17 protein-coding genes and 5 pseudogenes are annotated in these 19701 nt (G+C 38.2%); 9 read left to right on the top strand and 13 right to left on the bottom strand.

All coding sequences use genetic code 11. The annotated features are described in order from the left end of the window. Positions 1-23 precede the first annotated feature (23 nt). Positions 24-143 (top strand): annotated as a pseudogene (locus ACPWTF_RS01535) (IS1 family transposase); the annotation flags it as partial. 421 nt (positions 144-564) lie between these two features. On the opposite strand, the gene ACPWTF_RS01530 reads toward ACPWTF_RS01535, so the two are convergent. The 4 genes and pseudogenes from ACPWTF_RS01530 to ACPWTF_RS01515 all read right to left on the bottom strand — a co-directional run bounded on the left by ACPWTF_RS01530 (position 565) and on the right by ACPWTF_RS01515 (position 2975). Then, the gene (locus tag ACPWTF_RS01530; protein WP_427874105.1) at positions 565-882 is read right to left on the bottom strand and encodes a hypothetical protein; all 318 of its coding nucleotides are present in this window, start codon (positions 880-882) and stop codon (positions 565-567) included. A gap of 657 nt (positions 883-1539) precedes the next feature. Beyond that, a pseudogene (locus tag ACPWTF_RS01525) lies at positions 1540-2342 on the bottom strand (DNA alkylation repair protein). Continuing rightward, entirely contained in the window at positions 2339-2752 is a 414-nt protein-coding gene (locus tag ACPWTF_RS01520; RefSeq protein ID WP_427874104.1) for a peroxiredoxin-like family protein, read from the bottom strand. The pseudogene ACPWTF_RS01525 and the gene ACPWTF_RS01520 overlap by 4 nt, the downstream one beginning before the upstream one ends. Next, a complete protein-coding gene (locus ACPWTF_RS01515) occupies positions 2718-2975 on the bottom strand; it encodes a hypothetical protein (RefSeq protein WP_427874103.1) in 258 nt (85 codons plus the stop codon). The genes ACPWTF_RS01520 and ACPWTF_RS01515 overlap by 35 nt, the downstream gene beginning before the upstream one ends. Positions 2976-3067: 92 nt before the next feature. Here ACPWTF_RS01515 and ACPWTF_RS01510 point away from each other — a divergent pair, with 92 nt between their 5' ends. Continuing rightward, positions 3068-3430 (top strand): winged helix-turn-helix transcriptional regulator, encoded by a 363-nt coding sequence (locus tag ACPWTF_RS01510; protein ID WP_427874102.1) that lies wholly within the window; start codon positions 3068-3070, stop codon positions 3428-3430. 1294 nt (positions 3431-4724) lie between these two features. On the opposite strand, the gene hemH is transcribed toward ACPWTF_RS01510, so the two are convergent. The 5 genes from hemH to ACPWTF_RS01485 all read right to left on the bottom strand — a co-directional run bounded on the left by hemH (position 4725) and on the right by ACPWTF_RS01485 (position 8289). Beyond that, positions 4725-5738 (bottom strand): ferrochelatase, encoded by a 1014-nt coding sequence (hemH, locus tag ACPWTF_RS01505; protein WP_427874101.1) that lies wholly within the window; start codon positions 5736-5738, stop codon positions 4725-4727. 92 nt (positions 5739-5830) lie between these two features. Next, the gene (locus ACPWTF_RS01500) at positions 5831-6721 is read right to left on the bottom strand and encodes a helix-turn-helix transcriptional regulator (RefSeq protein ID WP_427874100.1); all 891 of its coding nucleotides are present in this window, start codon (positions 6719-6721) and stop codon (positions 5831-5833) included. A 47-nt stretch (positions 6722-6768) separates the two neighbouring features. Further along, entirely contained in the window at positions 6769-7320 is a 552-nt protein-coding gene (locus ACPWTF_RS01495; RefSeq protein ID WP_427874099.1) for a YceI family protein, read from the bottom strand. Between the two features lie 46 nt (positions 7321-7366). Further along, complete coding sequence (locus tag ACPWTF_RS01490) at positions 7367-7951, bottom strand: YceI family protein (protein ID WP_427874098.1); 585 nt, start codon at positions 7949-7951, stop codon at positions 7367-7369. Continuing rightward, a complete protein-coding gene (locus tag ACPWTF_RS01485; protein ID WP_427874097.1) occupies positions 7921-8289 on the bottom strand; it encodes a hypothetical protein in 369 nt (122 codons plus the stop codon). Before ACPWTF_RS01485 ends, ACPWTF_RS01490 begins: the two co-directional genes overlap by 31 nt. Before the next feature lie 171 nt (positions 8290-8460). On the opposite strand from ACPWTF_RS01485, the gene ACPWTF_RS01480 reads away from it, so the two are divergent. The 6 genes from ACPWTF_RS01480 to hemA all read left to right on the top strand — a co-directional run bounded on the left by ACPWTF_RS01480 (position 8461) and on the right by hemA (position 12417). Continuing rightward, positions 8461-8850, top strand: coding sequence for an OB-fold protein (locus ACPWTF_RS01480; protein WP_427874096.1), 390 nt, complete (start codon positions 8461-8463; stop codon positions 8848-8850). A gap of 27 nt (positions 8851-8877) precedes the next feature. Then, positions 8878-9717, top strand: coding sequence for a DUF5777 family beta-barrel protein (locus ACPWTF_RS01475; RefSeq protein ID WP_427874095.1), 840 nt, complete (start codon positions 8878-8880; stop codon positions 9715-9717). Between the two features lie 128 nt (positions 9718-9845). After that, positions 9846-10280, top strand: a complete 435-nt coding sequence (locus tag ACPWTF_RS01470) for a hypothetical protein (protein ID WP_111290880.1) — start codon at positions 9846-9848, stop codon at positions 10278-10280. A gap of 20 nt (positions 10281-10300) precedes the next feature. Next, positions 10301-10468 (top strand): hypothetical protein, encoded by a 168-nt coding sequence (locus ACPWTF_RS01465; RefSeq protein ID WP_427874094.1) that lies wholly within the window; start codon positions 10301-10303, stop codon positions 10466-10468. Beyond that, entirely contained in the window at positions 10465-10890 is a 426-nt protein-coding gene (locus ACPWTF_RS01460; protein ID WP_427874093.1) for a hypothetical protein, read from the top strand. Before ACPWTF_RS01465 ends, ACPWTF_RS01460 begins: the two co-directional genes overlap by 4 nt. A gap of 222 nt (positions 10891-11112) precedes the next feature. Further along, positions 11113-12417: a glutamyl-tRNA reductase gene (hemA, locus tag ACPWTF_RS01455; RefSeq protein WP_427874092.1), complete on the top strand. Its 1305-nt coding sequence runs from the start codon at positions 11113-11115 to the stop codon at positions 12415-12417. An 870-nt stretch (positions 12418-13287) separates the two neighbouring features. Here hemA and ACPWTF_RS01450 read toward each other — a convergent pair. Next, entirely contained in the window at positions 13288-14076 is a 789-nt protein-coding gene (locus tag ACPWTF_RS01450) for an anti-sigma factor (RefSeq protein WP_427874091.1), read from the bottom strand. After that, positions 14077-14607, bottom strand: coding sequence for an RNA polymerase sigma factor (locus tag ACPWTF_RS01445; RefSeq protein WP_109193296.1), 531 nt, complete (start codon positions 14605-14607; stop codon positions 14077-14079). Between the two features lie 447 nt (positions 14608-15054). Between ACPWTF_RS01445 and nhaA the strand changes: the two are divergent. Then, a pseudogene (nhaA, locus tag ACPWTF_RS01440) lies at positions 15055-16247 on the top strand (Na+/H+ antiporter NhaA). Here nhaA and ACPWTF_RS01435 read toward each other — a convergent pair. Together ACPWTF_RS01435 and ACPWTF_RS01430 are read right to left on the bottom strand one after the other, a co-directional pair. Then, positions 16244-17552: pseudogene (locus tag ACPWTF_RS01435) on the bottom strand (DUF389 domain-containing protein). The pseudogenes nhaA and ACPWTF_RS01435 sit on opposite strands and share 4 nt — an antisense overlap. A 125-nt stretch (positions 17553-17677) precedes the next feature. Next, a pseudogene (locus tag ACPWTF_RS01430) lies at positions 17678-19461 on the bottom strand (chloride channel protein). Positions 19462-19701 lie beyond the last annotated feature (240 nt).

Below are 19701 nucleotides of genomic sequence, written 5' to 3'. Positions count from 1 at the left end.
AATACTGCCGTAAATGGGCTAAACATATTGAAATAAAGAATTTGACGCTCGGCCATCTGAAGAGACTCACCAGACGTAGAATCTGCTTCCGTAAAAGTTTAGATGTCTTTACTGCTGTTTTGAAGATTTGCTTTTGGATTTAAGCAATAAAACAGCAAATTTCTTTGGCTTTGTTTCCAGCATGATTTTGGCCGGTGGGGGAAGATGGCTGCAAAGGCCAGTTTGCTAAATGGGGAGATTATTAAAAAGTTAGTTAGTTAGTTAGTTAGTTAGTTAGTTAGTTAGTTAGTTAGTTAGTTAGTTAGTTAGTTAGTTAGTTAGTTAGTTAGTTAGTTAGTTAGTTAGTTAGTTAGTTAGTTAGTTAGTTAGTTAGTTAGTTAGTTAGTCGTATTTCTTTTTATTCGTATACACAGTTTCGAGCCTAAGTTCGTTAGGGATTGATTTTGCTGAATTTTTGTTTTTCAAAAACGTATTTTGCCACGATTCTGTCACAAAATTTGAATTGCTAAATATTTATAAAAAACTGCTCTAATTTTTGCAGCCCAAAAAATAGCAGCTCCGCTTTTAAACAAGAAAATAAATGACGCTTTTCTGGTTTCTGTTTTTTTTGGGGATATAGTTTATATAACCGTATTCATTTAAATCCTTTATGCACCTGTGATACGTGGCAGGGCCGGTTATCTTTGCTGTTTTCATAATTTCGTGCCTGCAGGCTTTAATAGGATTGATGTTGCCTTCATTTGCCCTGAACTGGAGCAGTGCCGCAGAAATTCCAATATGGGTGGTCTTTGCGGGCTTTCCTTTATGAGATTTAAAGCGGGCAGGGGCGGTTTTTTTTGGGCATAAAGGGCTGTGTTTACAGGACTGCAGTGAGGTGATCATGGGGGGCTTTTTTTTGCTGTACGCTGCACTGAGCCCCAGTGAACTGTCGAAGCAATCTTTTATGACCGGCCCTGGCAATTGTAAATAATATTATTTTTTTGGAGCTATTCCCGCTATCCGCTGTAATCTTTTGTGCCGAACCCGGCACAAAAGGATTTCCGCTTCTGTCGGGGCTGGGGCTGCTGCTGAGACAGCAGAAGCTTCAGGCAAATCTGCATCAACTGCAAAGCACGATTAATAAACATTGATAAAAGTGGTTCTAATATCGCAGCGATCAAAGTCTATAAAAAGCGCTCATTCTCAAAGATTAAAATCCGACAATGTAAATATATTAGCCATATTGCAGAACAAGATCATCGTTTTATTAAGTGGCGAATACAAAACGGATTGGGTTTTAAAAGTTTTGAATCGGCAAAACGGCAACCTTAAGCGGAATTGAAGCTGTCAATATGCTTAGAAAGAATCAGATGATTGGACGGGGATCTTTATATCATTCTGTAAACTGGCGGACTAAATTTTAAATTGCTTAAATTTTTATATTTGATTCTGCGAGATGCTTCATGCTCTAAAGTTAATATTTGGTTCTTAACAGCAGCTTCATGCTAAGCAGGTACATCCAATGCTTTATCAATTGCATTAGGTGCATACAGCGAAATATTACTTATTGACAGTTCTCAATGCCTTTTTGACAATGTGCCTTGTTTCTTTTGTACCGCTTTCTGTTTCCCAACGCTTACAAAGCTCCTTTACAAAATCGGGCTGTGTTTTACTTGCATCATTTAACCAATTTCCAACACTGTCTTGCACATATTTTGCTGAATCGGATTTTAGAGGTTCTAAAATTGGCAAAGCCAATTCGGGATTTTGTTTTAGCTCTTCGATATGAGCGCACCAAACGCCTCGGGCCGTGTCGTCTCTGTGGTAAACCGTCTGATGTTTTCATCTTGGTTTGTCGTCCATTTGGAAAGTATTTCAATGCTTTTGGTAAGATTTTGAGCGACTTTCGCTCTTACAGCCAGCCAGCATATTTCCCTTACTCCAAAATGTTTATCGGCCGAAAAAGGCTTAATTTGATTAAGGGTTTCTTTTATGTCTAGATTTTCATTTCTGCCAATGGCATAAGCTGCCCAGCAGCGGACTAAATCAGCTTTGTGATGGGATAATGCTGTTAGGAAATCGCTGTCATTATTCTTTATTGCCTGCTCAAGAATCCCTGTTCCTACAGCTTCGTTTATGGTGTTTACAGTCTGCTTTTTGAGTTGGTCGATTTTAGAGAGAATGGGGTTTAAATAATCCATTCTTTGATTCTCTGCAAGTAAATTTTCCAATAAAAGCCGCTGGTCAACTGCTAACCATTCCACAAGGCTGGCAGTTTCAATTTCACCACTATTGAGCTGCGCTAAAATATCTGTCGGAATATCCTTTGCGCTTCTTGCTCCTTTTCTTTTTATCTCGTTCATAATTGTTTAATCAACTCCTGAATATCCATCCTGTTCATATAATCGGCATCAGCAAATTTGTACGTAATGCTGCCATTTGTATCTATTACAAAAACGGCGGGCACAGGCAATTCGCTGCTCCCGTTTTCGTTGTATTCCGACAGGTCAATGCCTAAACTGCTGTAAGTGGGAAGGACATAGTCCTGAAGCCTGAATGAAATGCCAAGCTGTTTAGCCAAAGCATTGTTTTTATCTGTCAATAATTCAAAATCCAAATTGTAACTGCTCTTTAATTCTTGGCTATAATCGAGCTTTTGCGGTGAGATAGCCACAAGGGTTGCTTTTCTGTCTGCAATCTGTTTTAGGCTGTCTTGCAGTGCTTTTAATTCAAGGCTGCTATAAGGGCACCAGCTGCCGCGAAAAAGCTGCAATCACTTTTCCATTTTTTAGAATTTCTTTTAACTGCACCGTTTCATCATTTGTATTTGGCAGTTTGAAATCGGGAAACATATCCCCTGTGCCGATGCTGTTTCCTTCAATGTTGCTGGCTCTCAAATCCTGAATGGATCTGCCGAATGCTTCTAAGGCTTCTCTGGGAAGCTGATGCGCTAAACTTTCATTCAGTTCCTGAATCTGCTGTGCTAAATTTTTCATATATTGTTTTATATTTTTGCAAAGTTTTGAAAGTAAATTCAGAACTGCAATACCGCATATAATTATCCCTAGGAGAGAAAAAAGTCAATTTTATGAAAACAAAGCAGCGAGCGATAGAAGAAAAAATTTGCCCATTGGAATTTGCTGTAAATGCTATTAGCGGAAAATGGAAAATCCCGATTGTGTGGCGTATAAACGAAGGCGAGAAACGTCCGAGCGAAATGCTTCGGGGCATCGCAAAAGTGGATAGGCGGGTTTTAAATCAACAGCTCAATGAATTAGTTGCTGATGGAATTTTAGTTAAAGAAAGTTTTAATGAATTGCCTCCTCGTGTTGAATATTCGCTTACACCGCTGGGCGAGAAATTGGTAGATGTGCTTTGGAAATTGAACCATTGGGGTGAAATCCTTTTGTCTGAAAAGCATGAATTGGCTAATTCAGATAGCGGCGTGTAACAAATATTTTTTGTTTCTGTTTTTTCAAACAAAGCATTGAAGGACTGTTCTTTTGGAACAGCCGACTGCTCGGGAAATTGAACGTTGGTTTTTATTTGACGATTGTATGGCATAGTTTGCATTTTAGTTTATTCCTGTTTTAGCGGTTTTACTTTTGCAATCATGCAGCCGGGCCTTTCTGAAAGCGCTTTTTCTCCCAAATCAAGTCATATTCCCGCTGCTGGTGATGATCCAATAATTAATTTGGGGTGTGGGCCGCATGCGGAAATTGCATTATTTCGATAATTTCGATCTTTAAGCTTCATTTTAAAACTATGTCAGAACCTGCCTTTTAAACGAGAAAATAAATGACGCTTTTCTGGTTTCTATTTCTTTTGGGGACATAGTTTATATAACCGTATTCATTTAAATCCTTTATGCACCTGTGATACGTGGCAGGGGAGTTTTTTTTACATCATAAGGGGCTGGATTTATAGAACAGCGGTCAGGTGATCGAGTGTGTGTAAGGGGGGACGGTTACATTATTTTAGGTTTAAATGTTGTTTTTCAGGAGCTTTTTTCCGCTATCTGCTGCACCCGAGCGCTAGCGAACTGGCGAAGCAATCTTCTGCGCCGAACCCCGGCGCAGAAGGATTTCCGCTTCACACGAGCGAAGCGAACTGGCGAAGCAATCGGGGCTAAAAAAATGCTAACGGCTGTTAGAGATAAATCAATTTTAAAGCTCAGTAGAATAACAGTAAAACTGCGTAATACAGTTTCAAACCTAAGCTCATCATCAATTGATTTGCTGGGTTTCTGTTTTTCAAAAACGCAATGTGCCACGATTTTGCCGCAAAACTCAGATTAATGATTTTTTATAACAATTTTGATGTAGTAATGTTTCGAACTTGGGTATTTAAATAGTTTTAATACAGTGTTTTAAAATAGTTTTAAATCTAAATGCACCGATTCTGCATCTTACATCCGACGTATGTAATTGGAAATTTTATCAGTCCAAAGTATTATTCTAATACAGTTTCGAACCTATCCTCCTTAGACCTTAATTTTTCGAACTTTTTGGATTTCAAAAACATTATGTGCCACTATTTCGCCACAAAACTTAGAATGGTAAAATATCTTTAAAACCGCTTTAATCTTTTGTGGCAAAATTAAAGGCAGCTCCAGTCTGTATTTTGTAATATGATCTCTTTATTTTTTATAGGTTTAGGAATTAATCAGTTGTATAAAGCATATCAGAAATATTTCAAATCTCATCAGATTAATTTAATGGATTGATAGAAGTGCCCTTTGAGGATTATTCAGACCAGTCCCGAATCCATTTACTCACTGTCCGGCACCATTGGTCGTCGTCATTCAAACATGGAATTGCCAAAAACTCTTCTCCTCCTTTTGCTTCAAAATCTTCTTTGGCACGCATAGCGATTTCTTCGAGTGTTTCTAAACAGTCTGAAACAAAAGCCGGAGTAACAACTGCCAATTTCTTGATTCCTTTTGCCGGCATGCTGTCAATTTCAACATCAGTATAAGGTTCTAACCATTTATCTCCCGCTAAACGCGATTGAAATGTCAGACTGTATTGATCTTCGGAAAGACCTAATAATTTAACGACTTGTCTTGTAGTTTCATAACATTGGTGGCGATAGCAGAATTCGTGCGCCGGAGATGGCGTGGTGCAGCAGGATCCGTCAATTTTACAATGCGATTTTGTTACGTCGGTTTTGCGGATATGACGTTCTGGAATTCCGTGATAGGAGAACAACAAATGATCATATTCAAAACCAACTACATGTTTCTGGATTGAATCGGCCAAATTCTTGATGTAATCCGGTTTATTATAAAATGCCGGAACATCAGTAAATGTCATGTGCGGGAATTTCTTCTTGCGAATTTTTTCAGCCTTTACCAAAATAGTCAAAGTCGAAGCCATCGCATATTGTGGATACAGTGGAAAAAGCATTACATCTGTAACTCCTTTATCGCTCAATTCCTGAAGTCCTTTTTCGATGGTCATGCTTCCGTAACGCATTGCTAAGGAAACGGGAACATTTACTAAAGGCTGTAGTTTTTTCTGCATTCTTTCTGAAAGAACAACTAATGGCGAACCTTCTTCCCACCAGATTTTTGCGTAAGCGTGCGCAGATTCTTCTGGTCTTTTTCTTAAAATAATGCCGCGAACTAGTAAAGCTCTTAATAAATACGGAACATCGATCACGTATTTATCCATTAAAAATTCATCTAAATACGGTTTGACATCTTTTGGCGCGGGACTTTCGGGAGATCCTAAATTTACTAATAATACTCCTTTCATTATCTTTTTTGTTTTAAGATTTGTTCTAATTTTTGCTCAAACTCAGTGCTTGCCGCTTCTTAGAAATTAATTAATATATTTTTATTTATGCTCTAATCTATAAAAGCGATACTGTTTTTATGATTGGTATTAATGGACATCAGATATCTTTTTGGGGTTGTGGAAAATTTCTTCTTGAATCCCGCAATAAAGTGGCTTCCGGTGCTATATCCTATTTTCAGGCTGACTTCATTTACATTGTAAGAACCGCTGTCCAATAGTTTTAGAGCAAAATCCATTTTGTAATCAAAGAGAAAACCATAAACCGTATCACCATAAATTTGTTTGAAGCCTATTTTTAATTTTTTCATATTCAGTCCAATTTCATCTGCCAACTGCTGCAGCCCTGGCGGTTCGGCCATATTGGCGATAAGTATTTCTCTGGCTTTTTTGATTTTCAGAACGTTATCTTCATCAATCAAAAAAGGACATTGCACTGCGTTTGGATCTTCCATTTTATTGAAATACAAGCTCAATAATTCATATCCTTTTCCTTTATAATAAAGGTTCTTTAGGGAAGGATGAAGGCTGTAATGAAACAGCTGGCTCAAAACAACAGCCATAGAAGGACTGATGTTCCCTTCGGTATAATACTTTTTTTTCTTCTTATCGGGGCTTAAAATAGAAATATAATCTGCCTGAACGGAAAATAACGAGTGAAATTTATTAATCGAAACAATAACAGAAATAACCCATGAATTTGGAGAAAGTTTTAACTTAAGCAATGACTGCTGCTGCAGATTGCACAAAATCAGTGATTTTTCCTCTTTCAATTCTAAAGTGCAATGATCCTGACTGGACAAAAAAAATGCATTGCCTTTTAGTCCGAAATGAAACTGTATCAGGCCGGCATCTATTTCGTGCTGTGCAGAAAAAGATTCTGAGCTGTCGTTCTGGAAACGAATAAGGGTAAGACCGTCCTCAATTTGTATTTCTTCCTCCATTTTTTTGATATAAAAATTACTGACTTTTCAAGATAGTGTTTAGGAGGTTATTGTCTTTTTGTACCTAAGACCGCGGCAACCTGGATATTTATTTTATTGGAAAGCTTGCTTTTAACCAAATTTGGGATTTCAATATTAAAATCACTGGCATTTACGCTGAAATTACATGAAATGCTGACACCTGATGGTGATCTGCTTATCTTCGCAGCTGCATTTATATCCCTGGATTTACCGTGAAGTTCTAATTTGCCTTTAATGATAAAATCCTTAGCATCTTCGCTTAAACTTTGAAGATCAAATCCTTCTATTTTTCCTTTAAATATGGCTTTTGGATATTGGTCACTTTCGATGTAATTTTCATTAAAGTGTTCTTCCATTAAAGCAACCTTAAACTGGAAACCTTTCATCAGAGCTAAACTTGCAATCTCTCCTGTTGCTGAATTCAAAACAAGAGTAACATTCCGATTTACTGCTTTAACTTCTTCAAAAGAAGGAACGGAAGCTTCAAAAATGACTTTTGCCGATTTACTGACCATTTTTTCTTGTGATACGCCAATGGCGCAGACAAATAGCATTGCAATAAGTATTGTTTTTTTCATTATTTCGCCTTTATTTTTTTATAAAATCATCCTGTTTTGCGCAGTCTTATTTTAAAACTGCAATAATTTGAATTTTGACTTTATTATCCAGTTTATATTTAATAAGCGCTGGAATTGGAATGTTAAAATCACTTGCATTTATTTCAAAATCAGATATAAGGGTGACTCTGGAACCCGATCTTGTAATTTTTGCATCGGCACTTATATCCTTGGATTTTCCATGCACTTCTAATTTTCCTTTTATGATATAATCTTTATAATCTTCAGTTAGATTTTTAATGTCGAATCCTTCTATTTGCCCTCTAAAAATAGCTTTTGGATATTTATCGGTTTCCATGTAATTTTCATTAAAATGTTCTTCCATTAATGCCATTTCAAATTCAAATCCTTTCATTAAAGCCAGACTTGCCACTTCTCCAGTTGCGGGATTCAAAACAAAAGTTACATTGCTGTTAGTTCCTGCAACCGGCTGAAAAGAAGGTACTGAAGCTTCCAGAGTTATTGCTGCAGATTTAGTTACTATTTTTTCCTGTGAAAAAACAATAAAAGAAGCCAATAGCATTGGCATTATTATGATTTTCTTCATGTTGCTGTTATAGATTATTTTTCTAATAATCCATCCTGATTCCATTTTTTTATAATGTCGATAGTAGCTTGAGGCAATCTTGGTTCACCCTGTGGCATTAAGGAACTATCTCCATTTTCTAAAGAAATTCGTGTAAGCAATCCTCGGTTTAAAACTGCATTTTTCACCTGTTCATAAGTAACTAAAGACATTGGCGCGCCATTTTTAGGAACTGCCGCATGGCATACAACACAGTTATTATCAATAATAGATTTTACATTTTGGTTGTATGTTACCAAACCATTAATTGGTGTAGAGTCAATTAAAGTACTTGGATCATCGTTGGCACAACTTACAAAAATTGATGCTAATGATGAAATGGCGAAAAGGGTTTTTAAATTCATAAGATTGGTTTTTAGTTATAAATAAATGCATGATTTTTTTAAGGATCATCAGGCATTTCAAAATCATATACGTTGAAAAGAATAATACAGATTTGGCAAGAGGCATATTTAATGTTTTAAATCCAATAGGTATTTTTTAACGTAGATAATTTGAAATACTAAAAACCAGTTATGAGAAAAAAAATACTAATTACAATTTTCCTTTTTATAATAATCGGAATTTCAGCGTACCTCTACATCTACAAAGGGCATAGAAATATAGAATCAGAAACTGCCGATTATGTTGTAACCGTTAACGAACTAGAAAGAGAGTTTACTTCAAACGACAGCCTGGCTTACATCAAATATCAGGACAAAACAATTGAACTATCTGCACGAGTAACAAGTATTGATAAAGCCAGTAATGGAATTGTTATGGGCGAAAAAGTATTTGTGACATTCAAAGACCGTATGCCGCAAAATATTATATCTGGAAAAACCCTAAAAATTAAAGGGCGTTTTTTAGGATATGACGAATTGCTCCAGGAATTTAAAATAGACCAATCTTCAGTTGTGCACTAATACAAATAACAATTTAAAACTAACCTCATGAAAAACTTTATTCTACTACTTTTTTTATTTCCGCTGTTAACCTTCGCTCAAACCGATTTATTGTCTGGAGTAGAAACTCCTTCTGCAAAAGAAAAAGTGACATCTGCATTCAAAGCCTTAAAAATTGTTAATCTTGAGTCTACAAAATTGGCCGCAAAAGGGGATTTGTATTTTGTTGTCGCACACCGATTCGGTTCTATTAAAGATGGTTTTGAAGGTTTCTACGGATTGGATAATGCCAATACACAAATAAAATTTATTTACGGTTTAACAAATGGACTTAATGTAAGTGCAGCCCGAAGTGAATTTGCTTATGACTTTGCAACAAAATATATGCTGTTTCCTCAAATAAAAGACGGCTTTCCTGTTACTATTGCCGGATTTAATAGTTTGTCTATTAATAACACATTAAAAGAAAGCCTTTATCCGAAGCTTCAATTTAAAGACAGGCTGACTTATGTAGCACAGCTGTTAATTTCCAGAAAATTTTCTGAAAAGCTGTCTTTAGAAATTGTGCCGTCATTCTTTCATCAAAACTTTGTTGATGATGTAGACCAAAGCAATTCCCAATATGCCATAGGATTTGGAGGAAGATATAAATTCGCTAAGCGCTGGTCCTTAAATATGGATTATGCGGCGCATTTAAACAGAGCGCCAAATTCACTTTATAAAAATCCGCTGTCTATAGGTTTTGATTTAGAAACCGGCGGACATGTTTTCCAAATGCATTTTACCAGTTCACAGGCAATTGATGAGGCTGGGTATCTGGGAAGAACCACTGGCGACTGGACAAAAGGAGATATATTTTTTGGATTTAATCTTGCAAGGGTTTTCTAGTATCTTCTTTATAATTAAATTATTAGGTAATTTCTGTATTTAAAATGATTCTAAATTGATTGTTTTTCTATTATTTCTAAAACCGCAGCGATGAAGTGCACGTAGATAATTTTAAAACCATAAAAATTATGAAAACTAATAAAATAATCAAAAAAGGACTTTTAATTCTCAGCGGCATATTTGTACTGTTTGCCGCGATTTTGCTTTTTCACATTATAACGGCCAAACCCCCAGTTTATGATACTCCAAATCTGCAAGTAAGCAGAATCGATTTTAAATCAGACATCGATTCTCTGCAGGCCAGAAAAATCTGTGCCGACCTGAGAAGCATAAAAGGCCTCACATCAGATTCTATCATCGTTAAAAGAAATGTTGTGGTGTACTTCCACAATAATAAAATTACAAACTCTGAGAAAGTTTTCAACGAGCTGATGGCTAAAGGACGTTATGATGCGCAGCGTTATATTTTACCAGCAAATTTAGCAGACAAAGAAGTGTGTCCAATGAATCAAAATAGTTTGAGCTATAGACTGTCTCAAAAGATAAATCGTTTTTTTAATTAACCCTTTAATACTTTAAATTTATGAAAGTTTATTCAAAACTTACACTTAGTGTACTAATTGCTGCATCGGCAGCTATGATTTCCTGCAGCAGTAATGACGACGAAACCCCAGCACCGGTTAAGGCTTCTATCTACGAGCGATTAGGCGGAACTAAAATGGTTTCTGATCCTGATAATTGGGCCAGATGATCGAGCAGGGACGTTTGAGTTTCCGCAAAGTGGTAAATTCAACTATCGGATTGATTGTTGCTGATATCCAATCGAACGCGTCAGGTAATCTGCAGGCACATTTTGCCCCTTTATTAGCAGAAACGGGAACTACCCAGTCTACCAATATTGCTAAATTATCAGATAACCTTACTGATTTCTTTTCGTTTAATACGGGAGGAACAAATGCTGTAAATACATATTCTGGTTTGAGTATGTCTGCTGCGCATGATCCTGCGAAAAATCCTCGTATGGGAACAAAATCCAGTAATGCAGATTATACAAAATTCGAAGGATATGTTGGAGCTGCGGCCAATGCGAATGGTGTTGCTTCAAATACAGAACTTTATACTGATATTGTTGCTGTTTTGGAATCATTGAGAACTCCTATAGTTCAAAAATAAATTTCTTCTCAAAACGCTGCCTGAAAAGGCAGCGTTTTATATTTCAATACTATTTGAAGTATATAAATATTTTTCAAAACCTGTCAGCTTTATAATACCTGGAAATTATATAAAACCGCAGTTTAAATCCATTTATTCCATAGTGATGTAAAAAGCACTTCCGGCGCTGTTATATAAATTCTGCAGGCAATAATTTTTGAACCTTTTAAGGAAACCATAAATATGGAAAATTTTAATATGTCCAGATCCTCCACTTTTTATGCATTGGGGTTAAGCTACAAGAAAGCAGATGCAGTTATAAGAGGAAAATTTAGTCTAGATGCTAAAGCACAATCTGATTTATTGCTGCAGGCCAAGGCAGAAGGCATAGAATCATTGGTTGTTACTTCTACCTGCAATAGAACTGAAATTTATGGTTTTGCCCATCATCCTTATGAACTCATCAAACTGCTTTGCGAAAACAGCAATGGTTCTGTAGAAGATTTTCAGCAGGCTGCTTATATTTATAAGAATGAAGAAGCTGTCAGCCACATGTTCCGGGTAGGGACAGGTTTAGACAGTCAGATTCTGGGTGATTTTGAAATCATCAGCCAGATTAAAACCGCCTTCAACAATAGTAAACGGGAAGGTTTGGTCAATACATTTCTGGACCGGTTGGTCAATACTGTTATCCAGGCGAGCAAAAAAGTTAAGACGGAGACGAAAATTTCTTCCGGTGCAACTTCAGTTTCTTTTGCATCAGTGCAGTATATTATGCGTAATGTGGCGGATATTGGAAACAAAAATATTTTGTTATTCGGAACTGGGAAAATAGGAAGAAATACGTGCGAAAACTTAGTAAAACATACTAAAAACAGCCATATTGCCCTTATAAACAGAACAAAAAACAAAGCCGAATTACTGGCTGGCAAGCTGAATGTTATTGTAAAAGATTATGCTGATTTAAAACAGGAACTGCAGCAGGCCGATGTGCTGGTTGTAGCTACAGGAGCACAAAATCCGACTATTGACAAAGCATTGCTTGCGTTACAGAAACCCTTATTGATCTTGGATTTATCCATCCCGCGCAATGTAGATACCAATGTAGAAGAAATCCCCGGTGTAACTTTGATACATCTGGATGATTTATCTCAAATTACTGATGACACGCTGGAAAAGAGAAAACAGCATATTCCTGCTGCGGAAGCCATTATTGATGATCTAAAATTAGAACTGAATACCTGGGTGAACGGCCGAAAATGTGCTCCGACTATTCATGCCTTAAAATCCAAGCTAAATGATATTGTATCAGCAGAATTTGCTTTTCAAAAAAAGAAAACAACCCATTTTGATGATGCACAGATGGATTTAATCTGTTCAAGAATTATTCAAAAATTAACAAACCATTTTGCCAGCCATTTAAAAAATGAAAACACTTCAGTGGATCAAAGCATTGAATTCATTGAAAAAGTATTTCAGATAGGGCATCTTGCGCCGAATAAGGCTTCTTCACCAATAGAAGAAAAATACAAAATCAATCTATCATAACTGCTTAATCAGCTTCAGTTTGAAACCTACAACAAAGTTCTGAGCAAGCTATACAAAAATAGAACCCGTCAGCTGCGCTGCACGCTGCGACGGGCTTGTCCATAAACATAATCTTCCAAAAAATGTTTACTTAATTCTGCATGGGAGTAATCAATTCCTCATTTTGTAAAGTTAGACTAATTAATTTAGTGATAATTAGATGATTATTAATTAATTTTATAATTAGCTTTTTTACTATAAACTGCCTCACATCATTGATCGATGTTATAAAAGAAGCGGCGTACCAAACGCTTGAGCAGTAAACTAATTTTCTGCCTCAGCTGAGCAACAATTGATAATCAGAGAATGAGAGCGGAAAATTCAATAAATGATAAATAGTGAACCATTTTTAATTGGTTGTCATTATTTCAATTAATAGAAATTTAAAAAAAAGGAGGATGTAGGCTATTCCATTTTTGGTGTTCGAATCCTGTTAACTTTTAACTTACGGTAAGCTACAATTTATCTTATTTTTCAAGTCGATTAAGAGATGATTATTTGAAATTGTTAGTCAAAAACAGTTTATAAACATCCTCGAGGGTTAAACACTAAAAAAAAAACTTAAGCTTAAACTTTTTAATCAAATAAAGTATCAGTCGAAAGTATCTAATTATTGAAAACATGCTTTAAAATTCTACTTTGGCGGCACAGATTTAAACTATTATCATGAGAGAATATTCAAATCAAAATTTGACGATGATTTTAGATTTTTTTACTACGGCTAAGGGGTTTGGATAACGTTCCGCCAGAGTATAGTTATAGTATTGAATCCCAAAAAGCGCATATTGAATAGGATCAATATGCGCTTTTTAGTTTGGACTTTTTATGGAATTAGACTTTTCCTAAAGTATAAAGCTGCTCCATTGTAGGTGTCGGGCTTCCCCCTGCAGGTTCCAGCGTGATGCCAAAAGCTTCAGCGGAATCGGTTTGGCTTACAGCGAAGATTTTTTGAGAGTTTTCTTCAAAATTATCCAGCAGACCAATACTTGTCGGGGTAAGCACCGGACTTAGTTTTAAAGACCAAACCTGGTAAACCATTCCTTTTGGAGGGTTTGGCAGACCTGCCGCGTCGATATAAGTCGTTTTTGCTTCCTTGTTCCAGTACACTTTTGCAAATGATGCCGGAGATACAGATTGTCCGCCCAGAGTAACGCTTGTGTTTTTAATGTCTCTCACAATGCTTAGGTTTTTCTCAGTCTGTTTATTCTGCTGGTCTAAAAAAGCATATTCTCTTTCAATTTTATTTTTTTCGCCTCCGGCCTCAGAGACTGCCTGTTTGGATTTTGCCAGTTCTAAAGTCTGATATCCAAAACCTAGCAATAATAATACTGCAGCTGCCCAGCCCAAGTATTGCGGCAGGTTTGATGCTGGTTTTATAGTGACAACTTTAGTATGTTTAAGCTCTAATAGCGCTTTTGTTTTTTCGAAATTGGCAACCGAATGGAAAGGTGAGAAGCTTGATGATAAGGCTGAAACAGCTTTTTCTATAGCAATGATTTCACTTTCAACCTCGGGGCTTTCTCTGGCCAGTGCGGCAATTTCCAGGTTCTCATTTTCTGTCAGCAGGCCGTAAACGTACAGTTCTAAAATGCCTGATTCAATATATTGCTTCGCTTCCATTTATATCTTTAAATAATTTCTTAAATCGTTGATACAGTTTCTATTTTGTGTCTTTACAGTTCCCAGAGGTATAGCTAGCTCTTCTGAAGCTTCCTGCTGGGTATATCCTTTAAAGAACAGCAGATCAATAATCTCAATGCATTTTGGTTTCAGTTTTTTAACGAACTCCTGAATACCAATTGCATCTAGTTTATTAGCTAATTTATTGCTGTCATCTAACAGATTTACGAAATTATCCGAAGAAAGGTTTTTTTGGGTGTTGTTGAAATTTTTGGATCGCAGCTTATCAATCGATGTATTCCTTGCAATATTAAGGATCCATGTGTAGAACCTGCCTTTGCTTTCACTGTAGCTATCGATGTTTTTCCAGATTTTCACAAAGACTTCCTGCAGGACATCTTCGGCTTCTTCCCGGTTTTTTACCAGAACATTTATGACCGAAAACAAGCTTTTTGAGTACATATCGTAGAGATGGGTGAAAGCTCTTTCATCTTTTTTGCGGATTAATACCAATAATTCTTCTTGGCTCATAGGATTGGATTTAAAGCTTAAATAAATTTTAATTTCTTATAAAGTGGTAATGCCGGATAAAGGTAATTTATTTTTTATGCAAATAATCCAAAAGCAGAAATAAAGGGCATCACTTTAAAAAATCCCAATTTTAAGGGTGTATGCTGTGCTGCTGTTTTAATCTTGCAGAAATCGATAATTTTGCCTCTTTCTTAATGCAGGATGCAGAACTTTTGTCTTGTTTGGCTGCATTCATTTTTTTGCGGCTCCTTTCAGTAGAGAGTTACATTCCATTAGAGATTGATTTTTTTTCATGCAAATAGGATTATTGCTTTTAGAGATGCACAACGGCATTGAACTGATCTCCTTCTTATATTTTGAGGACATCCTTTGAATTGCTGATTTTTTGAGCCGCTTCCGCTGTTTTTAGAGTTGGAATAACAGTTTTTAAGTTTTAAATTTGTAAATATGACAAAACTGATAAACTTAAAACTATTTATGCATTTTTTCCGCTCATCTTCGGCAGGCGGCATTTTTTTGATAATCTCGTTATTGGTATCACTGCTGATTGCCAATTCAGGCTGGTCGGAAGGTTTTAAAGAGATCCTTAACTTTAAATTGGGATTCAATGCAGCTTGGTCCATTTACAATACCCTATTGTGCTGTGGATTAATGACGGGCTGATGGCGGTTTTCTTCCTGCTTGTCGGACTTGAGATTAAACGGGAGGTGATAGAAGGAGAGCTGTCATCATTCTCCCATGCAGCGCTTCCTGTTCTAGCGGCTGTAGGTGGTGTAGTGGTCCCCGCTTTTATCTACGCATCTTTTAACAGTCCAGATCCGGTTGCAGCTAAAGGCTGGGGCATACCCATGGCTACAGATATTGCTTTTGCACTTGGCATTTTATCTCTTTTAGGGACCAGAGTGCCGTCAGGGCTTAAAATTTTTCTGGCTGCTCTGGCCATTGTCGATGATCTGATTGCTATTCTGGTGATAGCGCTGTTTTATTCCTCAGAGCTTAATTTCATCTATCTTGGATACGCGTGCGCATTGTTTGTTTTATTAATTGTCTTTAATCGGGCAGGAATTAAAAACCTGCTGTTTTATCTGCTTCCCGGGATTATAATTTGGTATTTTATCCATCATTCCGGGATCCATGCCACCATAGCGGGCGTATTGGTCGCGATGACCGTACCCACCAATGAGGACGCTACCGAGTCACCGCTTGAAAAGCTGGAGCATTTCCTGACAAGGCCTGTTAATTTTGTCATTATGCCCATCTTTGCGCTTGCCAATACCAATATTACTTTTGAATCTGCCATGATAGAAGGGCTTGTCAGCAATCTGGGCCTTGGCATCATGCTGGGATTATTTCTTGGAAAACCGATTGGGATTTTTGCTATGTCCTGGCTTTCTGTAAAATTAAAGATAGCAGAGCTGCCGGAATCCGTCTCCTGGGTGCATGTTCTCGGGCTGGGCCTGCTGGGAGGAATCGGCTTTACTATGTCCATATTTATTGCACTATTGTCTTTTGAAGATCCGCTGCTGCAGAATGGAGCCAAATTTGCCATACTGGCAGCATCAACGCTGGCAGGTATTCTCGGGTACTGCATTCTGAGCCTGTATAACAAAAGAAAAAGCAGGACTTTTCAGGAGCGTTAACGTTTCCTGAAGAGTTCAACGTTGTTTACCAATAATCTTTCGTTAAGCCATTTCTGTAATTTTTCAGCATCCGTTTTAGAAAGGTCTTTTTCTGCATCATAGATAACGGCCGTAACAGCAGTTATGCTGTCTTTTTGATTGATTAAAGCGGTTCTGCTTACCGATAATGAGGTGATGGCAGGATAAAGCACTCTGGATTCTTTTAAGATCTGGCGGCTGTCAAATTTATTTCTGCTTAGTTCTTTCTCCAGCTGCATGATTTTAACATCCTTTAAATTCATTTCATTTTCGCTGCTTTTGATCTGGTTCAGGATGTCTCCCTTCAGGGCATTCAGACGATCGGTGCTGTCCTGCCTGATAATCAGCCGGGTGTCTGAAAGGTATTTGTTTTGGTTGAGTCTCTTTGTGAGAGCTGTAATTTCTGCCTTGGAAAAACGTCTTGAAAGAAAAGCCAGCTCTAGTTTTCTTATTTTGGGCCGAAGTCGGTTTTTTTATAAACGATGGTATAGCCTTTATCGGTGAATTCATTCTCAATGAAAAGATCTGCATTTTTTTTAAACTGCTGTTCCCTGTAAAGCGAGTAGGCCAGATAGCTGCTGGGCAGCAGCATGACAGTGATCAGAAAAGCAATGATGTATTTTACGCGCTTCTGATGGGTTTCATCAATCTGCTTAACGGCAGGGTAATTCAGGTATTTTATGATTAAAAATGTGGCGATGCCTATAAAGACGCAGTTGATGCTGTAGAGGTAGAAGGCCCGAGAAAAAATTTCCATTGTCCGGTTGCCAGTCCATAGCCGGCGGTGCACAGCGGCGGCATGAGCGCTGTTGCAATGGCAACGCCGGGAATCGGGTTTCCTTTTTCAGATCGTGTGACGGCTATAACGCCGACCACGCCGCCAAAAAAAGCTATAAGGATATCATAGATATTGGGAGAAGTTCTGGCCAGCAGTTCAGACTGCACATCCTTGAAAGGGCTTAGGTAAAAATAAAGGGTGGAAACCGCCAGACTCACCACAGTTGCCGTAAGCAGGTTGTTTAGTGATTTTTTGAACAGTGAAAAATCGTAAATGCCCAATGCAAACCCGGCGCCTACTATTGGTCCCATCAGCGGGGAAATAAGCATTGCCCCGATAATCACGGCAGTGGAATTTACATTCAGGCCAACCGAAGCCACAATAATGGCACAGGCAAGGATCCAGAGGTTTGCGCCTTTAAAGGTTATGTTTTTCTTAACGGCTTCCAGCGTTCTGGCCCTGTCATCTTCTCCGTCTCGAAGATTGAGCAGATCAGTAATTTTTCCCATTGTCTTTAAAATTAGTGTGGTACAAAGTGCCTGTTCAGGGCATGTACTGCTAAGATAAGACTATTTCGGCACATTCGGAAACAAGCCCGCACAGGATCCTGTCTGAATCAGCTTAAGAAAAGACTTTATTCAAAAATCATTGATTTGAGCCTGTTTCGGTAAGATTCCAGCACATCTGATTTGGTAATGAAGCCGTAGTATTTTCCATTTTTGAGCACGGGGAGATAAGCCCTGCCGCTTTTCTCAAATTTTTTCATCACGGTTTCCATGCTGTCAAACAGATGTACGGTCTGCATGGGCTGGGCCATTATATCTCTGACCAGGATGTTTTTTGATTTTTGATTATCGAAAATCACTTCCCTTATATCATTAAAGTAAACCAGTCCTTCGAGTTCATTTTGATTATCGACTGCCGCAAAAATTACCTGATCCGAATGGGCTAACAGTCCTGCTACATCTTCAAGCTGCCTGTCCGCTGCCGACAGTGAGATAATCTTTTCTGATAAGCTCTTCAATTTCCAGTGTGCAGAGAATATTAGCGTCCTTGTTGCTGGTAAAGGCATTTCCTTTTCTGGCCAGGTTCTTTACATCCAGGGAGTGCTTTTCAAAACGTTTGGAGACGGCAAAACTTACTGATGCCACTATCATCAGGGGGATCATCAAATCATAGCCGCCCGTTATTTCAGCAATAAGGAATATGGCAGTCAGCGGCGCATGAAAAAGACCGCTCAGTATTCCGGCCATGCCCACCAGGGTAAAATTGCCTACAGGCAGATCGGTCAGCCCGGTGAGGTTTAAAAATTTTGAAAAGAAATAGCCTGCATAAGAGCCCAGAAACAGGGAAGGTGCAAAGTTTCCGCCGTTCCCGCCGCTTCCCAGCGTAATTCCCGAGGCAAAAGCCTTGAGCAGCATTGAAGTGCCGACAAAAAGCAGCAGCATCCAGTCATTGGAAGCGAAATCTGAAAACAGCGTATTTTCCAGCAGTTTTCCGGGATCTTTATCGGCCAGGGTTTTGATGCTTTCATAGCCTTCGCCAAAAAGGGTGGGGAATATAAAAATCATCAGCCCCAGAATAGAGGCGCCTATTACGGCTTTTTTATACGCCGTACTTCAAGTGCGCAAAAGTGTGTTCTGTCTTTAAAAAATTACGGGCGTAGAACACGGCGGTAAAACCGGTAAAAAGCCCCATCAGTACGTAGAAGGGAATATTGTGGTAATCAAAGCTCTGCTTTTCGCGGAAAGCCAGCAGTATGTTTTCATTCAGTACAACGGCAGAAACCAGGGCGCCTGTGGCGGCAGCGATCATAATGGGGGTGAAAGCCGAAATGGTCACATCGACAAGCAGCACTTCTATGGCAAATAAAACCCCGGCAATCGGCGCATTAAAAGCGGCTGCGATACCCGCTGCGACCCCGCATCCGATAAGCAACGTGCGTTCCTGGTAGCTCAGCCGGAACTGCTGGGCATAGTTGGATCCGAAAGCGGCGCCTGTGATTACAATAGGGCTTTCCAGTCCGGCAGAGCCGCCAAGTCCGACTGTCAGTGAGCTTGTCATTATCTGGGCATACATCTGTTTTTTAGGGATAATGCTTGCCTTTCTGGCCACTGTATGTAAAATTTGGGAGGTTCCTTTTTCAAGGCTTCCTCCCAGTATTTTCTTTACTACCAAAACAGTCAGCAGAATGCCGATAACAGGCAGTATGCTGTTAATGAAACTTAATTTTAATGTTCCATTGATGTAGGTAGCAGATGAATAGACCCAGTGCGCGAAGGCTTTTAAAAAGATTACGGCAAAGGCCGCAGTAATTCCAATGAGTACGCTTGAGAGAAATATAAACTGTTTTCGGGACAGCTTCTGCTGGCCCAGCAGTAAAAGCTGTTTTGTTTTTAAAAATTGTTTTTTGAGCATTGTCCTGAATGGAATGGTGTGGAAATGCAAAGTTAAACCGCCAATGCGGTTCACTCTAGAATAAATTGTTAATATAATGCCAATTTTGAAAAACCTTTACAGGTATGCCGGCAGAACCACCGGCAGTTCAGCAATAAGCTGATGCATTTTCATAAAGTGCTCAAGGTGGCTGCAGGAAAGCAGTGCCCAGATTTATTGGATAAAAGCAGCCTGAGCCATATGAGGCTGCTTTTATCCAAA

Origin of the sequence: Flavobacterium sp. MMS24-S5 (assembly GCF_050320125.1) — a bacterium.
Classification (GTDB): domain Bacteria; phylum Bacteroidota; class Bacteroidia; order Flavobacteriales; family Flavobacteriaceae; genus Flavobacterium; species Flavobacterium tyrosinilyticum.
The sequence above is the reverse complement of the archived record's forward strand: the minus strand, read 5'-3'. Positions and strand labels throughout refer to the sequence as shown.

What these genes read in the sequence shown, in the direction of transcription:
- ACPWTF_RS01490 (WP_427874098.1), bottom strand. Translation starts at nt 7,951, where the DNA reads ATGGAATCAGGATGGATTATTAGAAAAATAATCTATAACAGCAACATG.
- hemA (WP_427874092.1), top strand. Translation starts at nt 11,113, where the DNA reads ATGGAAAATTTTAATATGTCCAGATCCTCCACTTTTTATGCATTGGGG.
- ACPWTF_RS01445 (WP_109193296.1), bottom strand. Translation starts at nt 14,607, where the DNA reads ATGAGCCAAGAAGAATTATTGGTATTAATCCGCAAAAAAGATGAAAGA.
- ACPWTF_RS01500 (WP_427874100.1), bottom strand. Translation starts at nt 6,721, where the DNA reads ATGGAGGAAGAAATACAAATTGAGGACGGTCTTACCCTTATTCGTTTC.
- ACPWTF_RS01530 (WP_427874105.1), bottom strand. Translation starts at nt 882, where the DNA reads ATGATCACCTCACTGCAGTCCTGTAAACACAGCCCTTTATGCCCAAAA.
- ACPWTF_RS01515 (WP_427874103.1), bottom strand. Translation starts at nt 2,975, where the DNA reads ATGAAAAATTTAGCACAGCAGATTCAGGAACTGAATGAAAGTTTAGCG.
- ACPWTF_RS01450 (WP_427874091.1), bottom strand. Translation starts at nt 14,076, where the DNA reads ATGGAAGCGAAGCAATATATTGAATCAGGCATTTTAGAACTGTACGTT.
- ACPWTF_RS01480 (WP_427874096.1), top strand. Translation starts at nt 8,461, where the DNA reads ATGAGAAAAAAAATACTAATTACAATTTTCCTTTTTATAATAATCGGA.
- hemH (WP_427874101.1), bottom strand. Translation starts at nt 5,738, where the DNA reads ATGAAAGGAGTATTATTAGTAAATTTAGGATCTCCCGAAAGTCCCGCG.
- ACPWTF_RS01485 (WP_427874097.1), bottom strand. Translation starts at nt 8,289, where the DNA reads ATGAATTTAAAAACCCTTTTCGCCATTTCATCATTAGCATCAATTTTT.
- ACPWTF_RS01495 (WP_427874099.1), bottom strand. Translation starts at nt 7,320, where the DNA reads ATGAAAAAAACAATACTTATTGCAATGCTATTTGTCTGCGCCATTGGC.
- ACPWTF_RS01470 (WP_111290880.1), top strand. Translation starts at nt 9,846, where the DNA reads ATGAAAACTAATAAAATAATCAAAAAAGGACTTTTAATTCTCAGCGGC.
- ACPWTF_RS01510 (WP_427874102.1), top strand. Translation starts at nt 3,068, where the DNA reads ATGAAAACAAAGCAGCGAGCGATAGAAGAAAAAATTTGCCCATTGGAA.
- ACPWTF_RS01460 (WP_427874093.1), top strand. Translation starts at nt 10,465, where the DNA reads ATGATCGAGCAGGGACGTTTGAGTTTCCGCAAAGTGGTAAATTCAACT.
- ACPWTF_RS01465 (WP_427874094.1), top strand. Translation starts at nt 10,301, where the DNA reads ATGAAAGTTTATTCAAAACTTACACTTAGTGTACTAATTGCTGCATCG.
- ACPWTF_RS01475 (WP_427874095.1), top strand. Translation starts at nt 8,878, where the DNA reads ATGAAAAACTTTATTCTACTACTTTTTTTATTTCCGCTGTTAACCTTC.